Raw genomic sequence first — 25,440 nt, forward strand, 5'->3', positions numbered from 1 at the left:
CAACAGCGGAGAATTGGACCCGCACCGTTATGTCTCGTCATATCTGCACATGGGGTGTTGATAGGGATGAGCTTCCGTACCCGGCCGAGGCCCGTTTTGTTAGGCGGGGATCGCACAAACGCGTCTTGATGCCTCGCATGCGAGCACAAGATCCTCGGCCGATGCTGCGTTAGTCGGCTTTCCAAAAAGCCACCCCTGCCCAAGATCGCAGCCCATCTCTCGCAGCGTCCTTGCTTCGCCCTTCGTTTCGACTCCCTCCCCTAGCACTTTCATACACAAAGCATGCCCCAATCCAATCATGGCCTCAACGGTCCGGCGCTGAGCGGCGATCTTGTCTACTCCGGCAATAAAGCAGCGATCGATCTTGAGGTTGTGAAACCGGTGTAATTTGAGTCGCTCCGGATTTGAATAACCTGACCCAAAGTCATCGATCGAGATTGTAATCCCGGCGCGCTCCATGACCTTCAGGTTCGCCACGGCCGCTGCGGAATTCAGGATCATGGACGTTTCGGTGATCTCCATCTCCAAGCGGGAGGTGGGGAAGCCCGAAGATCGCGCTGTAGTCAGGATCCGCTCGGCAGAATGTTCGCAGTTTAGCTGAATTGGCGAGACGTTAAACGCAAGAGAAAAGCCGCCTGGCCACCTCGCGGCTGTTCTGCACGCCACTTCGACGAGCCCCTCTAGCAGAACGTCGATCGCGCCGTTGATTTCCAAGACGGGAATGAATACTGCCGGACTGATCGCGGTATCGGCACTCCCCCATCTCGCCAGAATTTCAAAGCTTGTGATTGCCCCGCTTTGCAAATCGACAATCGGCTGAAACGCCGGCCAAATATGTCCCTCGTCAAGTGCAACCCGAACAAGCTTCTTCAGACGAGTGCCGCTGGAAGTCGAGATCTCGTATCGGCCGACATTGACCGCATTGTGGCTCATGGTTTCTCCAAATATGAATATCGAGAGTCAAACATCGTACAGTCACCAATGCCTGACAGGTGCTGCCGCGCTATCGCCGCATCCGACGCGCTGCGCGTCCTAACACGAGCTGCGGGGCCTATGGTCAGGCGTGAATCTCGGCGGAATGTCCAAAGATATCCAAAGTCCGCCTTAAAACTCCTCCCAGTCGTCATTCGAAATGGCGAGTGCAGTATTCGCGGAGAAGGATGAACCCGACCTTCTGTTCGACGCTCTGAGCAATTGAGCTCTACTTTGGCCACTGGTCATCGCTGGGGCCGGCGCGCGGGAAGGCGCTTCCTCAGCCAAAATAAACTGTGAAAGCAACAAATTAAGCGAGGAAACTTCCCTTGAAAGATGGTGGCTTGCCGCCGTCGACTCCTCAACCATCGCCGCATTTTTTTGCGTGTCCTGGTCCATCTGATTGACGGCACTGTTTATCTGTTGCAGCCCGGACGACTGTTCCTGAGCAGACTCGACGATGGCGCTCACATGCCGGTTGATTTCCTGGACTTCGGAAACGATGGTTTGCAATGCCTTTCCCGTGCTTCCCACGAACTCGACACCCTCGCCGACTTGTAGGTTGGATGTAGTGATCAGGGCCTTGATTTCTTTTGCTGCAATTGCCGATCGCTGTGCCAGCTCACGAACCTCTTGCGCGACAACTGCAAACCCCTTCCCGGCATCGCCGGCACGCGCTGCTTCCACACCGGCGTTCAGAGCCAGAAGATTTGTCTGAAAGGCAATCTCGTCGATGACGCCGATGATGTTGGACACTTCTTTGGCAGACTTTTCGATTTCCTGCATGGCAACAACTGCGCGGCGCACGACATCACCGGACCCCTCTGCTCCAGCCTTGGTCCGAAGAACCAGCTCACCAGCTTCCTGAGCGCGCCGACTTGCATCACCCACAGCCGTGGTGATCTGCTCCAATGCCGCCGCAGTCTCTTCTACAGCTGCCGCCTGCTGCTCGGTTCTTTTCGCAAGATCGTCAGCGGCGGACTTGATTTCATTCGCTCCCGCTTCAATGCCGTGTGCGGTATTGGCGACGCTGGTCAGAGCGTGCTGCAACTTTTCTGCTGAAACATTGAAGTCATTTCGTACGCTATCGAGCGCTGAGACGAAAGAGTGAGTGATCCTATAGGTCACATCACCGGCAGACAGTTTTGAAAGACCCGCGGCAAGATTGTCGACCGCAAACTGGATATCTGCCGCTTCTTCCGCTTTCTGTTTCGCGCGAGAGACGCGGTCCTGTTCCGAGGCTTGCCGGTTGGCGTTTGTTTCCTGTTCGAGACGGACACGTTCGATCGCATTTTGACGAAATACCTCAACGGCCTTCGCCATTTGCCCGACTTCATCGCGGCGTCCCGTTCCGTCGATCGCTTCACTCGTTTCTCCGGAAGCAACCGCCAGCATACGCTCGCGTAAACGGGAGATGGGAGTCGTAATTCCTTTGATAGCGACAAGCAGCGAAAGTCCGATGCCAAACAAGAACATCACAGCGATTGCCGACAATGTCGTCACAATCGTTGAATTAGTGCGGCGGGAAAGAGCATCGCTTTCAGCGACGATGGCTTTTGCATTGCCGTCTGTCCACTTTCGAATATCATCCCGCCATGCGATAAAGCGCGGCTCGACGTCGTTAAGACGTGCCATGGCCTCAGTTGTTTCATCATTGTCGCGCAGGGAAATAATCGTATCCGTCTGCGCGACGATCGTCTTGGCCTTGTCCGTGAAATTCTGCAAATCACGAGCATATTCAGGCATCAGTATCTCCGCCTCGGACAATCGCGCAAAAGTGAGGTCAGTGTTTTGCTTGTAGGCGTCGCGCAGCAGGGATTGACGGGGCGATTTCACGTCAAAAATCATGATTTTATAGACGGCGTTCGATACCGCGAGAAATGAAACGGAAGCACGCAAAACTTCGCCATTCGAGGCGTTGTCATGGGTCACAAAATGGGAATAGCGCCTATCCGCCGACTTGTATTCTACAGAGATCAGAGCGGAGGCTGAGAATCCAACCAGGCAGAGCGGGACTATAAGCGCTAGAATTTTTGCGCGAATGCTTGCATTCCGAAGAAAAGACATCTCACCTCTCAATGAATGTTCACGCAAATTTTTCCTGCGCGCCCGTTCGAATACGGGCGCGCTTACGGCCTTAGCCGGGCGGCATAGAGATCTTTACTTAATAATGGAAATCACAGCGTGGCTTTTACCGTCATGGCAGCCCGATAACCTGCAATGCGATTTATCGGATGGATAAGTTTCAATCTTATTAATAAGCGCTCAACAAAGTGTCGTCATGCTCTGAGGGATCAGATCGTCACACGGTTATCAAATGGCTTTCAATCGGTTGCGAATTCCAACCTTATTTGAGCAGGAGGGCGCTAACCGCCCATACATATGGTCTCATCGCAGGATACCGCGACGTATTGCCTCGGCCACCGCATGGGTGCGGTTTGTCGCGCCGAGTTTCCTGGTCGCAGAGATAATATAGGTGTTGACGGTATCGACCTGATATCCCGTTTGCTCTGCCACCTGTCCGCTTGTATGCCCGAGGCTCGCACACCTCAGACACTCGATTTCTCCGTGAGTGAGCTTCAAGTGGGCTGCAGCGAATTTTTCGACGATCGGCTTGGTGACGATCTTGTGGACGGTGGGCGCTATCAACTCCAAAAAATGTAGTTCTTCACGATCGAATGGTGAAACACGGGTGAAACCCACGGCACTGTAGACCACATCATCACGGATTTGCGGAAAGGCCGTGCGGTTGAAAACACGAAAAGTCTCGTGAAGGTACAGCAGGCGCGCGGGGGGAGGACTAAGGGCGTAAACGTCGTGTTCGATCACCACGGTCTTCGACGTTTTCAGGGCCCTAAAAAACGGGTCGGTTTCGTATAGTCGATCCGCTTCATAGGCTTCCATGTAAGCGGGTGGGAGGTTTGTATCCAAACATAATTCCTGTCCGACACGGTACCGGTCGAAGTCGAGCCCCAGAACCGCAAGATAGTCAAATGGAACGCTTCGACGAAATCTTTCGATCACATCGTTTTTTCCAAAATGTCGCAAACGGGGCAATGAGCGCAGGTCACCGTAGCGGTCTAACCTGTGAGGGTCGTAGAAAGGAAGCTCGCTGACTGTCATATTTCTCCCGCCGAATTCGGCGGATCCCTGACCGTCTGTTCTGTTCAGTCCAGAATGCACGCCTCCCATGTCCCTCTATATAGTTCGCCAGTGCGCTCTGCGGAAGTCGGTATCGAGGCAAGATCTAAATCCCGCGAGCTAAGAAGTCCGATCTTGCTCAAACGGGGCCTGGTGATCGCGATGCCAAAAGTGGTGTCGGTCATTGCCCGTCACACCAGTCCGATTGAACAAGATCACGGCCTTACTAGGATCGAGGGTCCGATACGACGGAGCTCACATCGATAGTTGGTTGGACCGACATGCCGACACGTAATCTCGCCGTGTCTTTTTGACCGGGATCGAGGTGGATGCGCACCGGCAGTCGCTGGGCGATCTTGGTAAAGTTACCTGCTGCATTGTGGGGTGCAACTGTCGAAAAACTCACTCCGCTAGCTGGACCAAGGCTTGCGACGCGTCCGGCCAATACGACCCCCGGAAGTGAATCGACAATCAACTTGACGGGCTGGCCAACAGCGACCCTCGCCAATTGCGTTTCGCGAAAGTTGCATCGACATATAGCGCATCTAAAGGTACCAGAGTTAACGAGGGGTCCCCGATACTGGCAAAGCCCCCGACGCGAGCCCTCAGTTGGGCGACCACACCAGAGACTGGCGCTGATAGACGAGCATAGGAGAGGTTCAACTCCGCACTCGCTTTCCCTGCCTGCGCCTTGAGCAAATCCGACCTGCCACTTTCGAGATCAGCGTTCAGGATGCCCGTCTGCTGCTCCGCGGAATGCAGACCAGCAGTATCTCGTTGGAGGGCAGCACGTTGCGTGTCCCATTGTGCCTGCGCTTCTTCTCGAGAGCGAACCGAACCGGCGGCAGCAAGATTGGCTGTACGGTCACGGTCGATTTCAGCGAATTTGACATTCGCTTCCGACGCTGCGACCACTGCGCGCGCCTGCTCAATAGCGCTTTGCTGGCGGATGATCTGGGCCCTCAGGCTATCGAGATTGGCTTCGGCACCAGCAATTTGGGCCTCCGCATTGTCGACGCCAATACGCAGACTTCGGTCGTCGACCTCCGCAACGAGAGTGCCTGCCTCTACTGGCTGATTATCGGACACAGCGACACGTGTAATGATGCCCGCTACCTGTGGTACGATTACCGTAAAGTCAGCCTAAATGTAGGCATCCGTCGTGCTTTGTTCGAAAGCTTCTGCTTCGGACTGGTTGAGAAAGTAGTATCCGGCAACCAGTCCAGCCAGCGCAAGAATACCGATCGAAACGCGGAAGGAGGTGACAAGGTTCACGAGGGCGTCATTTCAGGTTTGGAGTCAATCGGATGGCTCTATCATCGGTCGGCCCAGGCGGGGTTATTACAGCGATTTCCGGTGCTGGGATGCGTTGAAGGCAAAGGACGAGCGGTATCAGCAGCATCGCCAGAGTGCCAAAAATGCGATAAATATCTGCCGCAGCGAGGACACTCGCCTATTGGGTAACAGTGTCAGCCAAGGTGTTTGACAAAGCGTCCACTGTCGGTAGCCGGCCAAGCCGAATTCCGGCGTAATCAAGCAGCATTTCGGAGCGAAATTTGCTCCGCCGAGCGGTCATCTGTCCGATAAACGCGCTGCTGAGAGTGGCACTGAACACGCGAAGGATGTTAACCAGACCGGCAACAAATGGTCCTTCCGTCGGCTGCACCACACTTGTCGCCAAAAATAAGAGCGAGATGATCGCCATGGGTTGGCCAATCGCATGTAACACCTCAACTGGCAAGAACTGCTGTACCATCCATCCATCGGTGATCTCGGACGCGAGCCAGCGGGCCATAGAAATGCAAAGCAATCCTGCTGCAAACGCATGGCGGGCATCAACCCACCTCTGATAGAGCAGGAAGGCAACCAGCGGGCCAAGGACCAGTTGTGGCAAACCCACGATCAGACCGAGAGGGGCGCTTTGCTCCGTCCGAAAGCCCTGCAGGCCTGACAGGACATTGGCAGGCAAAGTGACTCCGGTGGACAGCGTCACCAGCAAAAAGACGAAGACCAGGAAACTCAACCATATGTTTCTGCGCTCGAGGAGGTTTATGAAGGGAGCGGGGTGGAGCCATTCGCTGAACAGATATAAAACCGTAAATATCCCGCCGACGAGCAGAGCAGAAAAAATCACTTGCGATTGGAGCCACTCAAGTAGAACGCCTTGATCGACGCCGACGATTAGCAGAGCAAGGCCAGGTACGCCCAGTGCCATGCCTAGCCAGTTTCCCTGTTCCAGTCGGGAGAGAATGGGTGGGGATTTCGGAATTCCCCACGCGACAGGGATACCCGCGAGAATGCCAGGAGGCACGACATTCCAATAGACCCACTTCCAATCGTCGCGACGATCAACGCAGAACGCTGCCAGCCATAACGCAATGTTTGGTGAGCAGGTTGCCGTCAATGCGAAGAGCGCGAGGGCGTAAAGCTTGATTGAAGCTGGCAGGAAGCGTAGCGCACGCCATCATGAGCACAGGGATCAGCGCTCCGGCCACCATACCTCGCACCAGCCGCAAACCAAGCAACAAGCTCAGATCTTGAATAAACGGGATAACGGAACTGATCGCCAGTGCGCAGGTCAGCATCGTCAGATGGAAGCGCCGCATGGAAAACGTCGTCGCAAATCAGGTTGCAAATGGCATCGCCGCGAGCTCGCCGGCGGAGTATGCCGTCGTCAGCCGTGAACCCTCGTCTTCTCCGACACCGAGTGCGCCTTGCACATCAGCCAGAACAGGGGCGGGCACGCGGCCCATGAGCCCGGCAATCATTGCCGCCAACAACACCCCGAGCAAACCTATCGCAAGACGAGCGTCAGATACTGGCTGGGAAGCGGGCTCGTCGGTCCGACGTCTTGCACGGGTTTGGCTTGGCTCATATTAACTTTCAAAGTTGACGGCTAATTGCGCAAAAAAACAAGACTGAGGATCTTCGCCCACCAATGGCTCATTTAGACGTAGGCTCATTTAGACGTAGCCAGAAAATAGCCGTTCAGATGACATGCCTGGACTGGGTGCCGGTGTCAGAGACTTCACGATCAAACTGGAGGCCATTACCGCTACCTACGGTCAAGAACATTGCCGCTGAACATCCCTGCTTTGAAGGTTGGGGCCGCGCGATTGGTGGTAAACAGAACCAGGTCCGTCTGTTGATCCGCAACGATTGTCAGTTCGTCAGCTGCGACGAGTAGACTTTCACCGGTGCTAAGCCCGATGTCGCCCACAGATGCCTTTCCGGAAAAGACGTAGATTAGCCGCTGGATATCGCCCTCGGGAGCAGATGGGAGCTCAGCAGCCATTCCCGGATCGAGTCGCATGTCGTGGATCCAAGCCTCGGCACGGAAGATAAGCGGCGCATTCTCGGGGCCGGCAATCAGTCGCCAGTCGTTCTCGCTGTAGGCGATCGCGAAGTCATGGAACTGTACCATCGGCTCCAGATCGGCCTCGCGTGGGCGCACGAAGATCTGCAGCCCTTGCAGAGCGCCGCCATCGACCTGAACCTGCTCCTCATGCTGAAACGTATGGCCGGCATTCATCAGCATTAGTCGCGTATTGGAAAGTTGTTCCGAACGTCCGACAGTGTCCAGATGAAGGACCCTTCCACCACGAAGATAAGTGAGAATCTCGTCATCCTTGTGCGGATGCATGGACACGACCGTGCCAGGAAGAACTTGCGCGTGATCGATCCGGCCGATTGCACCGATGCCGCTGTCGCCGTTTTCCCGGTCAACAAGTCCTGGCCACAGGATTTCGATGCCGAAGCCACCGGATCCGTGCCTTCGTTTCATCGAACGGTCGAGTTTGACAGGTTGGCTCATGATCATCTCCTTCAAGGTTGCGCCGGTGGGCTTCAGCCGCACCGGCGCCAGCCTCCTTAGAGGGTTGGGTAATCGACGTAGCCCTGGGCACCGCCGGCATAGTATGTGTTGCGATCGCCCTCATTCAATGGAGCGTCAGCCTTGATACGGGCGATGAAATCAGGATTGGCCAACACAAATTGGCCGTAAGCCTCCATATCAGCCGTACCAGCCTGGATGTCAGAACCGACAAGATCGCGCGACCGCCCTGGTCGATTGACAATCAGCACGTTTCTCCAGCGCCTACGAATGTCAGCCAACAACTGCTCGTTTCCGACATGCAGGAGGTGAAGGTATGCAAGATTCAATTTGTCCAGCTCTTCGACGAGATAACGGTACAGATCAGGACCTTCCGGTCCCTCATCGATGCCATTCATGGGCACACCTGGCGACAACCGAATGGCTGTTCGCTCGGGTCCGATTTCTTCCGCGATCGCGGCGGCAACCTCAATGGCGAAGCGGGCACGATTTTGGATCGAACCACCATATGCATCACCTCTGCTATTCGCACTTGGAGCAATGAACTGGTGGACCAGGTAACCGTTGGCACCGTGAATTTCTACCCCATCTGCGCCGGCGTTGATTGCACAACGTGCCGCCTGGCGGAAATCTTGAACTGTCGCCTGGATCTCTTCGGTTGTAAGAGCCCTAGGCTCGGGAATGTCGAGCATGCCCTTCACCGTGAACATCTGAGCGCCGGGCGCAATAGCTGACGGAGCAACAGGCTGCCTGTGGTGAGGCGTGTTGTCGGGATGTGACACGCGCCCGACATGCATCAGTTGGATAAAGAGATGACCTCCCTGCGCCCTCACAGCCGAAGTCACTGCGCGCCAGCCGGCGACATGAGCATCGTTGTAAATTCCTGGCGTAGCGAGGTACCCCTGCCCGTCATCGGACGGCTGCGTCCCTTCACTGATCAAAAGTCCGACCGTTGCGCGCTGGGCGTAATACTCTGCCGCAAGTTCGCTTGGCGTACCGTCTGGCTTGGCACGGCTGCGGGTCATAGGCGCCATCGCCAAGCGGTTGGCCAGTTGGATAGAACCCAAGTCTATAGGCTGCCAAATGTCTGTCATGTTTCAAACCTCTAAAGTCTGGATAATGGGCTCACATACGGGCTTGTGAGAGGAGCCATATTGTCCTGGGCGCGGCAGAGCGGCGCGGCCAGGACGCGGCGGGTCAGCCCAACATCAAAGCCTGGGCGAGTTGGCCGCCTTCTGGCGTGCTCCAGGTCCCAGCGAGCTCAGCAATCAACTGATTGGTGCTAGTCAATGTGACGCCCGCCTTCTCCATACGGCGCAAGGCAATGTCGTCTGCCATCTTCGTCGGCGATCCGCCGGCATCAGCGACGACCTGCACTTCGTAGCCCATGTTGATCAGCGTCAGGGCCGGGTAAACCGTGCACACATCATTGGTAACCCCGGCAACGATCAGCTTCTTGCGACCTGTCGTCTTCACTGCTGCGGCGAACGCTTCATCGTCCATCGCATTCACGATGCCGGCACGCTTAATGCGGGCGGCGAACTCAGTAGGCAGGATTTCCTCCAGTTCGCTGAGAAGCGGTCCCTGGGGAGCGTCTTCCATGCTGGATGTGAGCACGGTCGGCATGTTGAGGATCTTGGCGGCCTTTGCCAGGATAATTGCGTTCTTCTTCATTTCGTCGAAGGTGGTGGAGCCGACCCAGCCCATCGTGCCGACCTGGTGGTCGATTAGGAGAACTGCAGCATCTTCAGCTTTCAATCTTACATAATTCATCATGCTTCTCCTTGGATACAGAGCGGTTTGAGGTGGGTGAACCCGCTCGTTGAATGATCACCTTGATAGACGCATTCTTTTTTGAGATAAATCGGCGAAGGTGGAACTCAATATACCATTTATGGAGCAATACGAATGACCTCGCTGGATGATATGGCTTTATTCGTGGAGGTTGCCAAAGCGCGCAGTTTCAGGGGCGCTGCGGAAATTCTAGGAATGCCGAACTCCACCCTGTCGAGGCGCATTTCAGTGTTGGAAAGCGCAATCGGGCTTCGCTTGCTGCATCGCACCACCCGAAGGATTGAGCTTACGGAAGCAGGAGAGATCTACTACGAGCGCTGCAAGCGCATCGTGCAGGAAGCGAGACTGGCCCATGAACAACTCGGAGAGATGCTGGCGCAGCCCACTGGTCTCTTACGAGTTGCCCTGCCTGTCGATTTCGGACAATTCTTCCTCGCACCATTGATCGCCGAGTTTGCCAATCTTTATCCCGGCATTACATTCGATTTCGATCTATCCCCGCGCAGGGTCGATCTTGTCGGGGAGCCGTTCGACGTAGCGCTACGCATGGGGGAGTCACCAGACTCGAATCTTATTACCCGGCTTCTCTTTCGTCTTCCGCGCATGCTTTACGCCTCACCGGCATATCTGGCAAAGGCGGGCGAGCCTTCGCATCCAGGTGAGCTCATCAATCACCAGTGTCTGCGACTTCGAACGATAGAAGCAGATGTCTGGAAACTTCAAAGCCAGAAGGAAACCGTTGACGCAAAGGTGCAAGGGCGTTTCCTGATGAACAATGTCGGAATGGTTCAGCGCCTCTGTAAGCTCGGCTTAGGCATAGCAGTGCTTGCTGAGCGCGTTGCCGAAACGGATGTTGCCGAAGGCAGCCTCCAAAGAATTCTGTCTGATTGGGAAGCGACGCCTATTGCCATAAATGCCATCACCGAAACAAGGTTATTGCCGGCAAAAACTCAGCGCTTCGTAGACTTCCTGAAAGAAAGATGGCGGTAGCCCCGCGATCGTGCATACCGTTCTCGACCTATGCCCTCGTTTGCCGCGGAACTGGCTAAAAAGCGCGGTGAGCGCCGATGCGAAATGTCACGATATACACCCGCAGGGCAGGATGCTGCGGGACGATGCACTCACCGAACTCACGGAGCAATACACCGAACTTTGCATCCGCATCCGCCAAGCCGCACCGGCTAACGTGCATGTCGTCCCTGTTGCCGTTCACCACGGTCTGGGCCATGCGGCCTTTGCGGAAATCCAATACCTTGAGCCATTTCGAACACAGTCATGGACCGGTTCGTGGAAGAGTTGGACGACGCCATAGGACCCAATACCGACCTCATCGCACGCATCTGTTGCTTCGGCGATCCACAACCGCGCTTCACGAAAAGATTTTGGAACCATTTTTCAAAGTCGATTCCGCGAGAAACAGAGAGAAAGGCAGGCTTCAGTCTTAGTCTATCCATATGGAAGCTTACGCCTACGTTCGTATAAGCCCCACAGTCTTCGAGCCGAGATAGATATTCCGCAGCTCAACACCTCGGAAGAGACAAAATCAATACCTCACTGACCGATAGGCCGTCGCACTGTTCATCTTTTAGCGATCATGCCGAACGCTGCTGCAAAAATGGAGCAGTGAATTCACTTTATCGTGCTTTACGTCAGTTTTCGGCAAATCCATGGTGCTGCCCTTGGGTGCTAGCGAATGCTGTTTGGTTTGGGCACGAAGAATGAAACCCAGTCCTGTCGCATAATTGCGCGTACCAGGGCGCGCGTCGGTGAGTGCGAGGGCTCGCCATTATAGGCATCCGTGTTGCAAAAAATGTAGATAATTCAACCAATGGGGATTGATCGTGGATTCCATCGGAGAACGCAAGAGACCACACGCTCAGGTTAATGAGCGGCTATATGGGAGCGTAGACAGCGATGATCTAGTCAGACTTCTCAAGCGCGAGCAGAATGAGGATTGGGTGTTTCTTTGCCAGGAGTTGGCCGATGCCGACCTGCAATATGCAGAAGAACAACTCGTATTGGGCAACGGGGCGACAGCGCGATATTTCTTCTGGGCGGCGGGAGCGATGTATGGCCTTGCGCAGTATGGCTTGACCGATGTTACAGACGAGAAACTGGCTCTCTATCGCAAGATGAACCAGTGCAACAAGCAATATGCCAGACTCGGCACTCCAGCTTGGCAGGAAGTGAGTATTCCCTACAAGGACTATGTCATGGATGGCTGGCTCGCTCTACCGAAATCCCTCGAGCCGGAAAATCCGATCGTCATTTCAATCGCCGGAGCGACCGCATTCAAGGACCAGGCAATTCATGGCGTGGACAGCCATCTGGCCAACGGCAGGGCAGTGTTGATCATCGACGGGCCCGGTCAAGGCACGACGCGATTTTTCAACAACGGTTTTCTCGAGGTCGAGCTCGAAAAGGCCTATTCGAAAATGGTCGATTTCGTCAAGGAGGATGGGCGCTTTGGCAAGATCGCAATTACTGGTGGCAGTACCGGCGGCTATTATGTCGCCCGGGCTGCGGCGACCGACAAACGTATCGATGCCTGCATCGCTTTGGGGGGCTCCTATGCACCGCAGGAAATAGTCAACTATGCGCAAGAGTATCGGCATAAATTTGCGGTTTTAAGCGGTGTCAACGATGAGGAAATGGATTTGATCTTTCCAAAGATGACACTTCAGGGTCTCGCAGAGCAAATCGAGTGCCCGCTTCTGGTCGTTCATGGCCAGGCCGACCCGATTTTCAACGTGTTCAGCGCCAAACGCATCTACGATGAGGCAGCTTCGAAGGACAAGACTTTCGTTTCTTACCCAGGAGCGTGGCATTGCGCTGCCGGTTACGGATCGCGTGCCGGCCGCCTGATGGCAGACTGGTTGACGGAACGCCTGAAATAGCGGCCATTGCGGATCACCAGAGTGAGTTGTCGCACGGGCGGGCAAGGCTTGTAGTGCGTCGTCGGCTGCCACCTTACCCGAGACAGTCATCGTAAAGCGATAAAAGAGATGAAGATCAGCACCCGATTAAAGACGGTTCTTATTATCTTAATCATCGCGGTGGGCGTTGGCTCAGTGACTTGGTATTGGCGGCAAAGTCAGTCGGGGAAGATCCCTGCTGGGCTGCTGTCGGGCAATGGACGTATCGAGTCTGATCAGATCGATATCTCGGCGAAATCCTCAGGTCGTGTGCAAGATGTCCTGGTGCAAGAAGGTGATCTCGTCAACACCGGTCAGGTTCTCGCCAAAATGGACGTGACCGAGCTTGAGGCACAACGGGCAAAATATGTCGCGGATTGGACAACAGCAGACGCGTCGCGGCTGGAAGCCCAGGCCACTCTTATTCAACGGAAAGCGGAATTGAGGTTCAAGGAAAGCAACCTGCAACGTGCTAATTCTCTTGCCGATAAAGATGCCATTAGCCGTCAGGCACAGGACGAAGCGCAAAGCGAGCGTGATAGTGCTCGAGCCATTCTGGAGGCGGCCGGGCAGGTTGTAGTTGCCAAAGAGCGGTCGATCGATGCCGCCAAGGCACTGGTCGATCAGATCGATGCGCAGATCGCAGATGCGACTCTGCGGGCGCCCGTCGACGGCCGAGTCCTTTATCGTCTGGCAAACCCGGGCGAAGTTGTTGGCGCCGGCGGAAAAGTCCTGACGATCGTCAATCTTTCGGAGATCTATATGGAAATTTACCTTCCATCCGAGCAGGCGATCCGTGTCTCCACCGGCTCTCAGGCACGCATCGTGCTCGACGGCGCCCCCTTCGCCCTGCCTGCAAAGGTGACGTTTGTTTCACCTGACGCACAGTTTACTCCAAAGCAGGTAGAGACCCGCAGCGAACGAGACAAACTCATGTTTCGCGCCAAATTGCGCATTCCTCCTAGTCTCGTGTCGCGACATATCGAACATGTGAAGACCGGCGCCAGGGGTGTCGGTTACGTCCGGTTGGATCCCAACCCACCTGAATGGCCGGAATTCCTGCAGGTGCGATTGCCTGGGGATCCCGCTGACGCAGGCAATTGACGATGCCTGGTTCTGAAGAGTTCATTACTCGTATCGTCGGAGTGACGCATCTATATGGCAAGGTCGTTGCCCTTGACGACGTGTCACTTGATATCCCGAGCGGTCGAATGGTTGGCGTTATCGGACCGGACGGCGCTGGCAAGTCGACTTTGCTCGGTTTGATTTCAGGCGCACGCAAGCTCCAGACCGGCACCGCAGATGTTTTGGCAGGCAGCATGGCTGACACAAAGCATCGGCGAGTAATCTGCGGCCGAATTGCATATATGCCGCAAGGCCTTGGCAAGAACCTGTACCAAGAAATCAGCGTGGCAGAGAATCTTGCCTTCTTTGGCGCGCTATTCGGCCTTTCCTCTGGGGAGACCGAGGCGCGAATTCAGCGACTTACGGCGGCAACAGGGCTGTCTCCTTTTCTGGGCAGGCCAGCGGGTAAACTGTCGGGCGGCATGAAGCAAAAGCTGGGTCTGTGCTGTGCCCTCATTCATGATCCAGACCTGCTAATACTCGATGAGCCGACGACCGGTGTCGATCCACTATCACGTCGGCAGTTCTGGACCCTTATCGCAAATTTGCGCAGTGAACGCCCCGCAATGAGCATCGTTGTTTCAACCGCGTACATGGATGAGGCTGGCTATTGCGATTGGCTAGTTGCCATGGATCATGGCAAGATATTGGCCGCCGGAACGGTCAATGAACTGCGACAGGCGACAGGAGAGCAGGATCTTGAGGCTATGTTCGTAGCACTGCTGCCCGGAGATAAGAGCAGCCGACAGCCTCTGGTCGTCCCGCCCCGCAAACCCAATACGGAATCTCCGGTGATCTTGGCGAAAGAATTGACGTGCCGGTTCGGCGACTTCACCGCCGTGGATAGCGTCAGTTTCACCATCGAAAGAGGCGAGATATTCGGTTTCCTCGGATCGAACGGCAGCGGTAAGACCACCACGATGAAAATGCTGACCGGCCTGCTGGCCCCAACTTCAGGCGAAGCGCAGGTTTTCGGCAGTCCCGTGGACGCGAACGATATGTCCGTCCGCCGACGTGTCGGGTTTATGTCCCAATCCTTCTCGCTTTATGGCGAACTGACCGTCCGTCAGAATCTTCTCTTGCACGCCCGGTTGTTTAGCCTCAACGAGACTCAGGCAGCCGCTCGCACCAAAGAACTCGTCGATGAAATGGGTCTTGTTGAATATGCCGACAGCGGAGCGAACTCTTTGCCGCTTGGCGTGCGCCAGCGTCTGTCGCTGGCGGTCGCGATCGTGCACGATCCGGAAATTCTTATTCTCGATGAGCCGACTTCCGGCGTGGACCCCCTGGCGCGGGATGACTTCTGGAAATTGCTGATCGATCTCTCGCGAAGCCGAAATGTAACAATCTTTGTCTCGACACATTTTATGAACGAGGCGATGCGTTGTGACCGCATCTCGCTGATGCATGCAGGACGTGTCCTGGTTTCGGACGCACCCGAGAAAGTGATCGCATCCAAAAATAGCCCGGATCTCGAGGAAGCCTTTATCACATATATTGAGGATGATCAGGCTCCTGTTCCCGAGTTGAGCCCTACGGAACCCTCATCCGTGGCTTTCTCTCAGGAAAGACAAAGCTCCGCTTCAACGCCAGAGCGGTTTATATCCTTCCAGCGCCTTTGGGCTTATTCGAAATGTGAAACGCTTTCACTGATGCGGGATCCAGTCAGGTTGACCTTCGCCTTCCTGGGTTCGTTCCTGATATTGCTGATCTTTGGCTTTGGCATCTCTAGCGACGTTACCAACCTGACTTACGCTGCCTTCGACCAGGACAACACGCCCGAAAGCCGGGCCTATCTCGCAAATTTCTCCAGTTCCCGCTACTTCACGGAGCGAACGCCCATTCGCAGTGCCGAGGAGATGGAGGACCGCCTGAAATCCAACGACGTCACTCTGGTCCTGGAGATTCCACCCAAATTCGGCCGCATGGTCAAAAGGGGCTCCGGTTGGCAAGTATCCGCCTGGATCGACGGGGCAAATACGTTGCGCGCAGCCACCATCGAGGGCTACGTGCAGCAAGCTCATAACCTGTTTTCCCAGCAACGGGATCGCGAGGCAAGCACACCTGGAACCCACAGCGCGGTGACCACCCTTCAGGTCCGAAACCGCTACAACCCGACAGCGGAGAGCATCTATGCCATCGGACCATCCGTGCCAGCCATGGTCATGTTGCTGTTTCTCGCAATTCTCACGGCGGTCAGCGTCACGCGGGAAAAGGAAATCGGCACCATTACCAATTTCTACGCTACCCCGACCACCAGGCTCGAATTTCTTATCGGAAAACAGTTGCCTTACGTGGGCATCGGCATCATCAACTTCATTGTCATGACGGCGGCTGTCCTTTTTCTGTTCGATGTTCCGATGAAGGGTAATGGGATTGCGTTGGCGCTTGGGGCACTCCTCTACGCCGCGGCTGCGACTGGTTACGGCCTGCTCATTTCGACGTTTACGTCAAGCCAGGTCGCTGCGGTTTTTGCCGGCGCCATTCTATCCATGCTCCCGACAATGCAGTTTTCTGGAATGATGCAGCCTGTGTCGTCGCTTGAAGGCGTTGCTCGACTGATAGGTTCGATCTGGCCGACGACTTACTACATGCATATGAGCGTAGGTGTATTTACCAAGGAATTGGATTTTCCGGACCTGGCCGGGGATCTCTTCGCGTTGGGCCTGTTTCCACCGGCTTTCCTCGCAATTTCAGCATTACTTCTGAAAAAGCAGGAGAAATAGCGATGCGCAGTCTCCTGATTATCTTCTGGCTCGGAACTAAGGAATTACGTGCCCTGGCAAAAGACCCGACGATGATTATCTTCATGATCTGGGCTTTCGGGGTTGGCATTTATGTACAAGCGACAGGAGCGGGCGAAACCGTCAACAACGCCTCGATCGCCGTCGTGGATGAAGATCGATCCCAGCTCTCGCGTTCCATCGCCGACCTGTTTTACCCTCCATACTTCCAAGCCGCCAAGGCTATCAGTGTTGCAGATATCGACCAGACCATGGATCAGGGGCAATATATGCTGGTCGTCGTTATCCCGCCGGGCTTCGAAAGAGACGTTCGCAAGGGCCGCGAAACCGCCATCCAAGTCATTGCCGATGCGACGGCCTCCCAGCAGGCAACACTCGGCGCTGCATACATTCAGAGCATGATTACAAGCGAGATCAACCGCTACACACAAATCGTTGGCCAAACGGAAGGGTTGCCGTCGACCATTGTCATACGCCGTGCCTTCAACTCCAATGGCACTCAATCCTGGTTCAGGGCGATCGCCAGTCTGGCGGATCAACTGTCGATGCTGATCATTATCCTGACGGGTGCGGCACTTCTTCGCGAGCGTGAGCATGGGACCATAGAACATCTGCTTGTTATGCCGCTCACAGCTTTCGAGATCGCGCTCGCCAAGGTTTGGGCGAATGGCCTTGTAATTGTCGTGGCATTCTTATGCTCGCTGGTTTTTGTTGTGGAGGGCGCGCTTCACGTTCCCGTCGCCGGTTCAATCGGATTGCTCCTGCTGGGAACGACTATTTATGTCCTAGCGGCAGCGGCGATTGGGATTTTTCTCGGAACAATCGCGCGAACAATGGCTCAGTTCGCACTGTTAATGATGATGACCGTCATGCCGATGATGATGCTCTCCGGGGGCATGTCGCCCGTCGAAAGCCAGCCGCAGTGGGTGCAATATATTACCTGGCTGTTGCCATCGCGCCATTATGTGAATTTTATGCAGGCAATTGTCTATCGGGGTGCAGGGTTCGAAATCGTCTGGACGGAATTCGCGACCGTCTTGATCATGGGCGTGACGTTCCTTACGGCAAGCTTGATTCTATTTCGGCGTTCGATCGCCACCTAGCGGTAGAGCCTATCTGGCGTGTGACCTGCACTGCGAATTTGCTCCACAATTGATTAGAGAGTCCGTCACAAGTGATCGCCGTTCCTCCGCCGTACTTACGCCTCGGTCTGCGAAAATTGCAGACCGAGGACGCAACGTCCGTTAAACCGCAAACCATGGCCGGCTTGGGAGTGTTTCGGTCACTGGCCCGGGCACGGACATTCCGAGACGACCCACGACTTTCTGCCTTTCGATTTTTGCGGGCCGATCGTGGATCGGAAGGAGGAACGTGTAGTTGTTCAGGAGTTTCTTGATCGCACCTTTCTCTTCCCGCTTAGTTTGAGAATGGTTCCCGGTGACGCGCGGTTCCATCTCGTTGATGGTGTGCACGTGGTTTACGATCTGGTCGTTGAAATCATAGATGACGTCGCCACAAATGCATGCCAGCCCCTCTGTCGTTTCGACAATGACGTTCATACTTCCTTCGGTATGTGCGCCAGCGCGTTCGCACCATACGCCGGGAATAATCTCTTCTGCTCCCGTGATGTCGAGATCGAGAAAGCGGAGTGCCGCGGGTTCGTATATGCGGTCGACCAGGTGCTTGATGTCCGGCTTTGGATACTGGGGGAACATGATACCAGAGACAGAGAACTCCATTTCTTTGCGGTTAACCACCACAGTTGTGTTCATTGGGAACTTGTCATCTTGCCCGGCGTGGTCAATGTGTAAGTGGGTGTGGAGGATATAGCGAATATCGCCGAGTTTAAGACCGTGCTTGGCGAGTTGGCTTTCGATCTTGTTGTCGTGGAACTGTAGCCCCCGCATCCCAAGCGACTCCATAATGGCATTGTCGCGATAGCCGGTATCCACGAGAACCGGATATTCACCCCCGGTAATGAGAAAGCCGTAGACCGGTACTCGCCTGACGCGGCCGCATTCGTGGCCAAGGACAAGAAAGCTGGTCTCCAACTCAATATCCCCAAAGTCCAGTACGTGAATTTGCAAGGCCATTTTGGTCCTCCCTTTCGTGTTGATACAGTCTGAAGTTGATGTTCCGGGGTCGTTACTGCGTCTCACTGCTCTTTGACAGAGTCGCAGTGGCGTTCTAAAATTACTGGAATGGTCCAGGACTGATCCGAAGCTTCTCGGCTCGTGAAATTCGATCTGGATTTGGATCGCCTAACCGAAGTCTTTCGTGGTCGGTTGGTCGTCTCATTGGACATCCTCGTCCAACCCGAACACTCTCGGTCCTCCGGCCTCGCAAGAGTCTGCTCTTGCACTTCAAGATATGATGGTGGACATCGATCATGAGCGCCTCGCCATCGAAAGGATATGATCAACAATGGATGCGCTTGTCGCCCCGTCGCCAAGGCGGTCGATATAGGGAAGGATACCCTTAAGGCCGGCGGTCTCGGGTTTGAAGCTTGGGTCTATGGCGAGCGGGGTTAGCCACTCAATTCGCCAAGCGCCGCGAGAAAGCTTCCTCACCGCTTCGATCATTGCGTCTGGAGAGCCTCGTTCCAAACCGTCCGACATGAGGACGACCGCGGCGCCTCTGGTGAAGACCGCATATCTAGGTATCGCTAGATAGGCTTGCAAAGCCTCGCCGATGCGCGTCCCCCCGTCGAAGTCGGCGATCGCCTCGGCGACGCGTGCCAACGCGAGACCGGCATCGGCAGGCTGCATAGCCGCGGTAATTCGCGTTAATCGAGTTCCGATTGTAAAAACCTCGGCGCGGTCGGCGGCCTGAACCACTGCGTGCGCAATTCTCAACCTTTCATCCGTCCCATCCTTCATGGAACCAGACACATCAATGAGCATCAGCAATCTGCGCTGGCGGGTTTTGCGTCGTGTTCGGAACAGCCGGGCTACATCACCGTCGCGCCTTGCGGCCTCACGCAGGCTGCGCCTCAGATCCAGCCGATTGCCATGCTTGGCGCCGGTCCGGCGGTAGGACAAGCGTCGCGGGAGTGCCGATGCCTCACGCATCATCCGATCGATAGCGGCACTCGATGCAGATCTTGTGAGGTTCCGGTGGGAAATCCTCTCGGCGGACACAGCTTCAGCACCCACTTCACTGCGATCATTGGGGGCTTCAATTTCAATGGTGGCCAGGCTTGGCTCGTAAGCCTCTACTGCATTATCGCCTTTATCGCCTGAGGGCGGCACCACGGTTTGCCCAAGGAAAATTGCGCGAAACAATGCGTCGTATTCCAACTTGCGTTCGACCGGTATGGCAAACAGAGCGCGACCGGCTCTGTAGACGTCAATAATTGTTCGCGGACCGAGGACGCCAACACCTTCAATAAAGTCCAAGGTCTGGCTGGGGGACACGGCAAAGCCTGCTCCTCGCAGAACATGAGCGAAACGAAGGAATGGATCGAGGGCGCGGGGTATTCTCATGCCGCCTCGCCCGGCAATATCGCGTCTAGATGGTCAGAGAGATAAGTCAGATCATCTTGATCTTTGATGGCGACCCCGATTGCCCGTCGGAACGCGTCAGGCCATCGGGCTCCCTGCGTATTCAGGAGCGTTGCAGCCTCCGCCCACTCCACCGTCTCCGCGACGCCTGGCGGTTTGGCGAGCGGCTCTGCGCGTAAAAGTCCTACGGACATGACCACCGCGTCAGCCGTGGAACGCGCAACCGTACTCGCTCTTGCCATCACGATACGAGCTTCGAGCTCGGCGTCCGGATAGTCAATCCAGTGATACGCGCAACGCCGGCGGAGAGCTTCGTGCAGGTCGCGGGTTCGGTTCGACGTCAAGACAACGACCGGCGCTTGTGTGGCTCGGATTGTTCCGGTTTCAGGAATCGAGATGCTAAAGTCGGATAGGAATTCCAGAAGAAAGGCCTCGAACTCCTGATCGGCCCTGTCGATCTCGTCGATAAGCAGGAGCGACCGTGTTGGATTGCGCAACGCCGCAAGCAAAGGACGTGCAAGTAGGAAGTCCTCTGAATAGAGATTTAATGCTCCGTCACTGGCTTGCCGAATAGCGAGCATCTGGCGCGGGTAATTCCATTCGTAAAGCGCCGCGGCCGCGTCGATGCCTTCGAAACACTGGAGGCGGACCACCTCCCGGCCGAGAACGCCTGCCAAAGCCTTGGCAGCCTCTGTTTTTCCAACTCCGGGAGCGCCCTCTAGAAGGAGCGGCTTGCCGAGAGCCAAAGATAAGTAGGTTGTAGTCGCCAATGCATCGTCCGCCAGATACTGCGCATCGATGAGAGCGCGTTGCAGTTCCGTCGGGTTAGAAATCCCCGCGATTCTGGTTCTGACGGTCATCAGGCGGACATCCGTTTTGGCTTCGCTCCGCCGTTCTCACGGAGGCCGCGAAGGATTTTTTCCGGGGTGATCGGGAGGTAGTCACATCGCACGCCGACAGCGTCGTAGATCGCATTGGCAATCGCGGGTAAGACCGGGTTCGCGCACATTTCTCCCGGCCCTTTGCCGCCGAATGGCGCGTCTTCAGCAGGGCGCTCCAAAACCGCCAGGTTATGAGGAACGATCTGCCCGGGCCCGGGCATTAGATAGGTATTGAAATCCTCGGGCCCGTGATCGCGAACGGGGTAATAAGGTTCGGTCGTCTCATAGAGCGCATGGCTGACGCCCATCCATGCGCCGCCGATCAATTGTTGTTCAACGAGCTTGGGATTGAGGGCGCGCCCTACTTCGTAAGCGGAATGGATTTCTTTGACTTCGACCTCGCCCGTCTCGTCATCAACTTCCAGATCGATAACCAACGCCGCATGTGCAAAGCACGTGACGGGTGTCATTTCTCCGGTTTCGGGATCGGTCGGAGACGGTGGAATCAGAAAAATGCCCCGCCCCGACAACGTTCGGCCTTGCTTAAACTGCGCGGCGATTGCGGTTTGGGTAACGGTGATGGTGCGGCCCGGAGCACCCTTAACATGGATATTGCCCTTGCCGTCAGTATCGAGGTCGCTCGCGTTTACCTCGAGCTCCTCGGCGGCGGCCTCCATCATTTGCTTGCGTGCCTCGGCAGCAGCCCTGATAACGGCATTACCAACGCGATGCGTGCCTCTGGAGGCGAAGGAGCCCATGCAATGAGGGCCCGTGTCGCTGTCGGCGGTGTCGACGTAGACATCTGCGACCGGAACTCCGAGGGTTTCGGCGGCGATCTGCCGTGTGACAGATTTCATCCCCTGCCCCAGATCGATGGATGAGAGGGCGACCATAAATTTGCCATCCGGCGTCGAATGGACCAGAGCTTGCGATGGATCGCCTCCAAGGTTCATTCCGATCGGATAGTTGATGCATGCAAAACCACGACCCTTGTAAATCGCCATTTTCAACGCCTCCTTATGCCCGATGTGAAAGGAGAACTGCCGGGGCGTTTGACGCCGCGTGAAAAAGATTCTGGAGCGGCGCTGGCAGGTATTTCCGATGGGGAATTTTTTGCCGTTGTGGCAACAGGAGTGCTCGCCTCATGGGACACCGGAACGGGCCGCGCCGCTCGAATGGTGGCGGCCGCCGGCGCCCGCGCCAACCGCGGTTCCGGTGTCGCGACTATGTTTGCCCCCATCTTGTGCCCAATCCGCTCCGCTTCAATTTGCATATCCGGGCTTTGAACAGGCGCGCCGACCTTCGCTTCGCCATGGGTTCCGGCCGGAACACGCCCCGCTCCCCTGGTTGACGGCGATGCGCTCGCGGTCTTTCCAGCGCGCCGCTCGCCAAGCCGCCCTTCGTAGTCAATAACTGTTTCGGGAATCGCGACACGATCCGGTGTGCCACCGCCCTTCAGTGAGGACTGAGCGGCCGATTGCGATGACATCGGCCACCCCGCCTTGCCCGCGGCAACTTGGCAACACTCGATCAGAGCCGTGTTCTTAGCTTTGCGGCGATGAGCCTTCATGTCGCCGTCCCGGTACGCGTTGAGAATCCGCAAGTCTATCGGGTTCATGTTCACGACCTCGGCTACCCGGTCCATTTGGCATTCGATCGCAAAATCAACCGCGGTGATGCCGAAGCCGCGCATGGCGGTTGCGGGGGTACGGTTCGTGATGCAGCAGAAGACGTTGGCCGCAACATTCGGAATGCTGTAGGGGCCAGGCAAGTGACCTACGCATTTGAGGATGGCGTAAGGCGACAACCGCATGTACGCCCCGTTGTCGAAGAAGCCAGTGAATTCGCGCGCGATGATCGTTCCGTCACGCATCACGCCGTCTTTAAGGCGCCAGCGCTCTGCTCCGCGCGGTGCGCCCACCTGCATTTCTTCGTAGCGGTCCCAGGCGAACTTCACTGGACGACCTGTCAACATTGCACCAAGCACCGCCGTCGGCTCCACGACAGAATCGACTTTGCCGCCGAATCCGCCGCCCGCAGTCCCTCCCACGAAATGAAGACGCGACGATGCAATATTGAGAATCTTGGCCGTAGTTCCGAGTGAGAAAAACAGCGCCTGGGTATTGGTGTAACACACAAACCGATCATTGATTTCTGGTGCGGCAATAGCTCCGCACGTTTCAATGGGCGCCTGCTCGATCGGAGACATTTGATACTCGGCTTCGATGACATGATCGGCCCTTGCAAAGGCCGCATTTACGTCGCCAAAGCGTAGTTTCTGGTGATCGTACTTCTCGTGGAACTCAAAAGTATTGCCCGGGTACACCTCGTTCACGACAGGCGCGTCGGGCCTTAGCGAGTCTTCGACATCGAGCACATGAGGGAGAACGCCGTAGTCCACCCGTATCGACGCGCATGCGTCTCGCGCCTGGCGCTCGGTATCTGCAATCACCCACGCGACTGCTTCGCCCTTGTAGCGGACCTTGTCACGGGCACAGAGGGGTTCGTCATCGCGCCCAAAGTTGATGAGTGAAAGGAGCGTGTTGAGGTTAACAGGGACGTCCTTTGCCGTGACCACTCTACGGACGCCGGGCATGCGCTCTGCTGCAGATATGTCTATCGATCGAATCTGCGCATGGTGATGAGGCGAGCGAACTGCTCTCATGTGTAGCAATCCGTCAAACAGACGGTCATCATAGTAAGGCGTGCGCCCGGTAACGTGACCTAGTATATCCTGCCTGATCGTTGGTTGCCCGATCTCCTTGAGTGTATCGTCGCGTTCGTCGGCGAACAGATCTTTACGAAACTCGATTGATGACATCAGACTGCCCTTCCTTGCATTCGTGCGGCGGCGGAAAGAATTGCGTCGACGATCGGCTCGTAGCCCGTGCACCGGCACAGGTTTCCGGATATAGCGTCTATGACCTCTGTCCGGCTCGGGTTTGGGGTTCTGTCCAGGAGCGCCTTACCTGCCATCAGCATCCCTGGCGTACAGAAGCCACACTGAGCGGCAAATCCTTCCATGAACGCCACCTGCAGGGCATGCAGCCTAGGACCGTCCGCTAGGCCGCCCACCGTCACGACGGCACGGCCGTCTACGGTTTCTGCCATCGTCAGGCATGAGAGATGAGGCACGCCTTCAATCAACACCGTACAGGCGCCGCACGTTCCCTGCGCACACCCTTGTTTGGGGGTCAGGTCGCCGATGCCGCGGCGCAGCACATCGATTAGGGATGCGCCGAGGTCCACAAACACGGCGGCCTCGCTATTGTTCAGGTTGAATGTAACGGGCACCTTGGCCATCAGGAGCGTCCTCCATCCAGCAGCAGGTGTTTTAGATAGATGGGCGCAACCTCGCGGCGATACCACGCAGTTGCCAACGCATCATCAAATGGCTGGAGGTCCTGCGCACACACGGCGATCGCGGGTGCAATGCCAGATTCGTCCAGCGACGCGTGGTTCAGAAGACGCTCTGCGGCCTTTGAGCGAAGTGGCGTTCGCCCCATGTTTCCCCAGGCAATGCGTGCTTCGCCTCGGCGAAGCCACGCAGCAATCGACAGCATGGCGACACCCTTAGGCTTGACGCGGCTCACTTTAAGAAAACGAAAGTCCGCCTCCTTACCGGTCGGGATATGGACAGCCGCGACCAGCCCTCTCGCGTAATTTCTCGCTGCCAGAAAGCCCTCGATCGGCTCTTCCTGGCCATTCGTCATCATGACACGTGCGTCCAATGCCAACAGGGCGGTCGCGAAGTCACCGTAGGGGGGTGGAGCGAACAGATTGCCGCCGACGGTTGCCATGTTCCTAATCGCGGGGCCGCCGATAACCCGTGCAACGGGATGCAGGAACGGGACGTCCCGTGAAGCAAGAATGTCCGTCATCGTGGCGGCAGCGCCAATTCTGACGCCACTGGATTCGGCCTTGATTGTCCGGTCCAGTTGGCGCGACCGAACAATCCGGTCAAAGCTCTGATCCCCATAATTTACGGCCCGCATGATCAATGTGCCGCCACCAAGGAAGCGGGACCTGTCGGTCATGGCACCTGCCGCCTCTGCCATCGTCTGGTATGTTTCGACCGAAAGCATGTTAGCCTCCCAATCCCATATGTGCCCGGATTGCTCCAAAGCCTGCTTCGTAAATGTCCGTGCCAACTAACAGCGACATGGCTTCCTGCTGATCCGAAGTGGTGTCGAATCTTCCTTCACACTGCCAGAACGTGTGATCCACATCCGTTACCGGGATCAGCCGAACATGGCTGACGTAGTTAAACAACGGAACCGGCGTATCGAGCAGGCAGTATGAATAGGCGGTATCGGGCTCGCTCAAGGTGAGCAGTTGTTCCCGCAGTTCGGATCCATCGACCAGCGTGAGCTTGCGGATAGAACCAACTTGGCGTGCATCACGACCGCGCTCGGTTTCGCTCTTGGCAAAAGCTGGGTGCCAGCGATATTGCCCGTTGAAATCGCGCAATACATTCCACACTTCCTCTATGGGTGCGGGAAGAATTGTGCTTCGAATAACCTTCACCATGAC

Annotated in this window: 24 protein-coding genes; 5 read left to right on the forward strand and 19 right to left on the reverse strand. The window is 56.0% G+C overall.

Annotated features, from left to right (window positions below; translation table 11 throughout):
- Positions 1-99: 99 nt before the first annotated feature.
- The 11 genes from HGP12_RS27525 to HGP12_RS27560 form a co-directional block, all read right to left on the reverse strand.
- The gene (locus tag HGP12_RS27525; protein WP_168879832.1) at positions 100-933 is read right to left on the reverse strand and encodes an EAL domain-containing protein; all 834 of its coding nucleotides are present in this window, start codon (positions 931-933) and stop codon (positions 100-102) included.
- A 171-nt stretch (positions 934-1,104) separates the two neighbouring features.
- The gene (locus HGP12_RS27530; protein WP_168879833.1) at positions 1,105-3,039 is read right to left on the reverse strand and encodes a methyl-accepting chemotaxis protein; all 1,935 of its coding nucleotides are present in this window, start codon (positions 3,037-3,039) and stop codon (positions 1,105-1,107) included.
- Between the two features lie 321 nt (positions 3,040-3,360).
- Entirely contained in the window at positions 3,361-4,095 is a 735-nt protein-coding gene (locus tag HGP12_RS27535) for a helix-turn-helix transcriptional regulator (RefSeq protein ID WP_168879834.1), read from the reverse strand.
- 244 nt (positions 4,096-4,339) lie between these two features.
- Positions 4,340-4,621, reverse strand: a complete 282-nt coding sequence (locus HGP12_RS34910) for an HlyD family secretion protein (RefSeq protein ID WP_205926671.1) — start codon at positions 4,619-4,621, stop codon at positions 4,340-4,342.
- Positions 4,585-5,202, reverse strand: a complete 618-nt coding sequence (locus HGP12_RS34915) for an HlyD family secretion protein (RefSeq protein ID WP_409527233.1) — start codon at positions 5,200-5,202, stop codon at positions 4,585-4,587. The genes HGP12_RS34910 and HGP12_RS34915 overlap by 37 nt, the downstream gene beginning before the upstream one ends.
- A gap of 54 nt (positions 5,203-5,256) precedes the next feature.
- On the reverse strand, positions 5,257-5,388 hold the full coding sequence (locus tag HGP12_RS34920) for a hypothetical protein (protein WP_409527234.1): 132 nt from the start codon (positions 5,386-5,388) through the stop codon (positions 5,257-5,259).
- A gap of 178 nt (positions 5,389-5,566) precedes the next feature.
- Positions 5,567-6,328 (reverse strand): hypothetical protein, encoded by a 762-nt coding sequence (locus HGP12_RS33855; protein ID WP_205926672.1) that lies wholly within the window; start codon positions 6,326-6,328, stop codon positions 5,567-5,569.
- A 133-nt stretch (positions 6,329-6,461) separates the two neighbouring features.
- On the reverse strand, positions 6,462-6,719 hold the full coding sequence (locus HGP12_RS33860; RefSeq protein ID WP_205926673.1) for a hypothetical protein: 258 nt from the start codon (positions 6,717-6,719) through the stop codon (positions 6,462-6,464).
- A gap of 449 nt (positions 6,720-7,168) precedes the next feature.
- On the reverse strand, positions 7,169-7,927 hold the full coding sequence (locus HGP12_RS27550; protein WP_168879835.1) for a pirin family protein: 759 nt from the start codon (positions 7,925-7,927) through the stop codon (positions 7,169-7,171).
- A 56-nt stretch (positions 7,928-7,983) separates the two neighbouring features.
- Complete coding sequence (locus tag HGP12_RS27555; RefSeq protein ID WP_168879836.1) at positions 7,984-9,039, reverse strand: alkene reductase; 1,056 nt, start codon at positions 9,037-9,039, stop codon at positions 7,984-7,986.
- A gap of 103 nt (positions 9,040-9,142) precedes the next feature.
- On the reverse strand, positions 9,143-9,718 hold the full coding sequence (locus HGP12_RS27560) for an isochorismatase family protein (RefSeq protein WP_168879883.1): 576 nt from the start codon (positions 9,716-9,718) through the stop codon (positions 9,143-9,145).
- A gap of 135 nt (positions 9,719-9,853) precedes the next feature.
- Here HGP12_RS27560 and HGP12_RS27565 point away from each other — a divergent pair, with 135 nt between their 5' ends.
- The 5 genes from HGP12_RS27565 (at position 9,854) to HGP12_RS27585 (ending at position 17,626) form a co-directional block, all read left to right on the forward strand.
- Complete coding sequence (locus HGP12_RS27565; RefSeq protein WP_168879837.1) at positions 9,854-10,729, forward strand: LysR family transcriptional regulator; 876 nt, start codon at positions 9,854-9,856, stop codon at positions 10,727-10,729.
- 851 nt (positions 10,730-11,580) lie between these two features.
- Entirely contained in the window at positions 11,581-12,636 is a 1,056-nt protein-coding gene (locus tag HGP12_RS34700; protein ID WP_168879838.1) for an alpha/beta hydrolase family protein, read from the forward strand.
- A 108-nt stretch (positions 12,637-12,744) separates the two neighbouring features.
- Positions 12,745-13,758, forward strand: coding sequence for an HlyD family secretion protein (locus tag HGP12_RS27575; RefSeq protein WP_168879839.1), 1,014 nt, complete (start codon positions 12,745-12,747; stop codon positions 13,756-13,758).
- A gap of 2 nt (positions 13,759-13,760) precedes the next feature.
- Positions 13,761-16,505, forward strand: coding sequence for a ribosome-associated ATPase/putative transporter RbbA (gene rbbA, locus HGP12_RS27580; protein WP_168879840.1), 2,745 nt, complete (start codon positions 13,761-13,763; stop codon positions 16,503-16,505).
- Positions 16,506-16,507: 2 nt separating this feature from the next.
- A complete protein-coding gene (locus HGP12_RS27585) occupies positions 16,508-17,626 on the forward strand; it encodes an ABC transporter permease (protein WP_168879841.1) in 1,119 nt (372 codons plus the stop codon).
- A gap of 141 nt (positions 17,627-17,767) precedes the next feature.
- On the opposite strand, the gene HGP12_RS27590 is transcribed toward HGP12_RS27585, so the two are convergent.
- The 8 genes from HGP12_RS27590 to HGP12_RS27625 all read right to left on the reverse strand — a co-directional run bounded on the left by HGP12_RS27590 (position 17,768) and on the right by HGP12_RS27625 (position 25,437).
- Positions 17,768-18,616 carry an N-acyl homoserine lactonase family protein gene (locus tag HGP12_RS27590; protein WP_168879842.1) on the reverse strand — a complete coding sequence of 283 codons (849 nt, stop codon included), beginning with the start codon at positions 18,614-18,616 and terminating at the stop codon, positions 17,768-17,770.
- 294 nt (positions 18,617-18,910) lie between these two features.
- The gene (locus HGP12_RS27595; RefSeq protein WP_205926674.1) at positions 18,911-19,939 is read right to left on the reverse strand and encodes a VWA domain-containing protein; all 1,029 of its coding nucleotides are present in this window, start codon (positions 19,937-19,939) and stop codon (positions 18,911-18,913) included.
- Between the two features lie 65 nt (positions 19,940-20,004).
- Positions 20,005-20,886, reverse strand: coding sequence for an AAA family ATPase (locus HGP12_RS27600; RefSeq protein WP_168879844.1), 882 nt, complete (start codon positions 20,884-20,886; stop codon positions 20,005-20,007).
- Positions 20,886-21,911, reverse strand: coding sequence for a xanthine dehydrogenase family protein molybdopterin-binding subunit (locus HGP12_RS27605; RefSeq protein WP_168879845.1), 1,026 nt, complete (start codon positions 21,909-21,911; stop codon positions 20,886-20,888). Before HGP12_RS27605 ends, HGP12_RS27600 begins: the two co-directional genes overlap by 1 nt.
- Positions 21,912-21,913: 2 nt before the next feature.
- A complete protein-coding gene (locus HGP12_RS27610; protein ID WP_168879846.1) occupies positions 21,914-23,728 on the reverse strand; it encodes a xanthine dehydrogenase family protein molybdopterin-binding subunit in 1,815 nt (604 codons plus the stop codon).
- Positions 23,728-24,210, reverse strand: a complete 483-nt coding sequence (locus tag HGP12_RS27615) for a (2Fe-2S)-binding protein (protein WP_168879847.1) — start codon at positions 24,208-24,210, stop codon at positions 23,728-23,730. The genes HGP12_RS27610 and HGP12_RS27615 overlap by 1 nt, the downstream gene beginning before the upstream one ends.
- Positions 24,210-24,992: an FAD binding domain-containing protein gene (locus tag HGP12_RS27620; RefSeq protein ID WP_168879848.1), complete on the reverse strand. Its 783-nt coding sequence runs from the start codon at positions 24,990-24,992 to the stop codon at positions 24,210-24,212. The genes HGP12_RS27615 and HGP12_RS27620 overlap by 1 nt, the downstream gene beginning before the upstream one ends.
- 1 nt (position 24,993) lies before the next feature.
- On the reverse strand, positions 24,994-25,437 hold the full coding sequence (locus tag HGP12_RS27625) for an SRPBCC family protein (protein ID WP_168879849.1): 444 nt from the start codon (positions 25,435-25,437) through the stop codon (positions 24,994-24,996).
- Between the last annotated feature and the right edge of the window lie 3 nt (positions 25,438-25,440).

The sequence above is a fragment of the Rhizobium sp. P28RR-XV genome, from assembly GCF_012641385.1.
Lineage (GTDB): Bacteria > Pseudomonadota > Alphaproteobacteria > Rhizobiales > Rhizobiaceae > Rhizobium.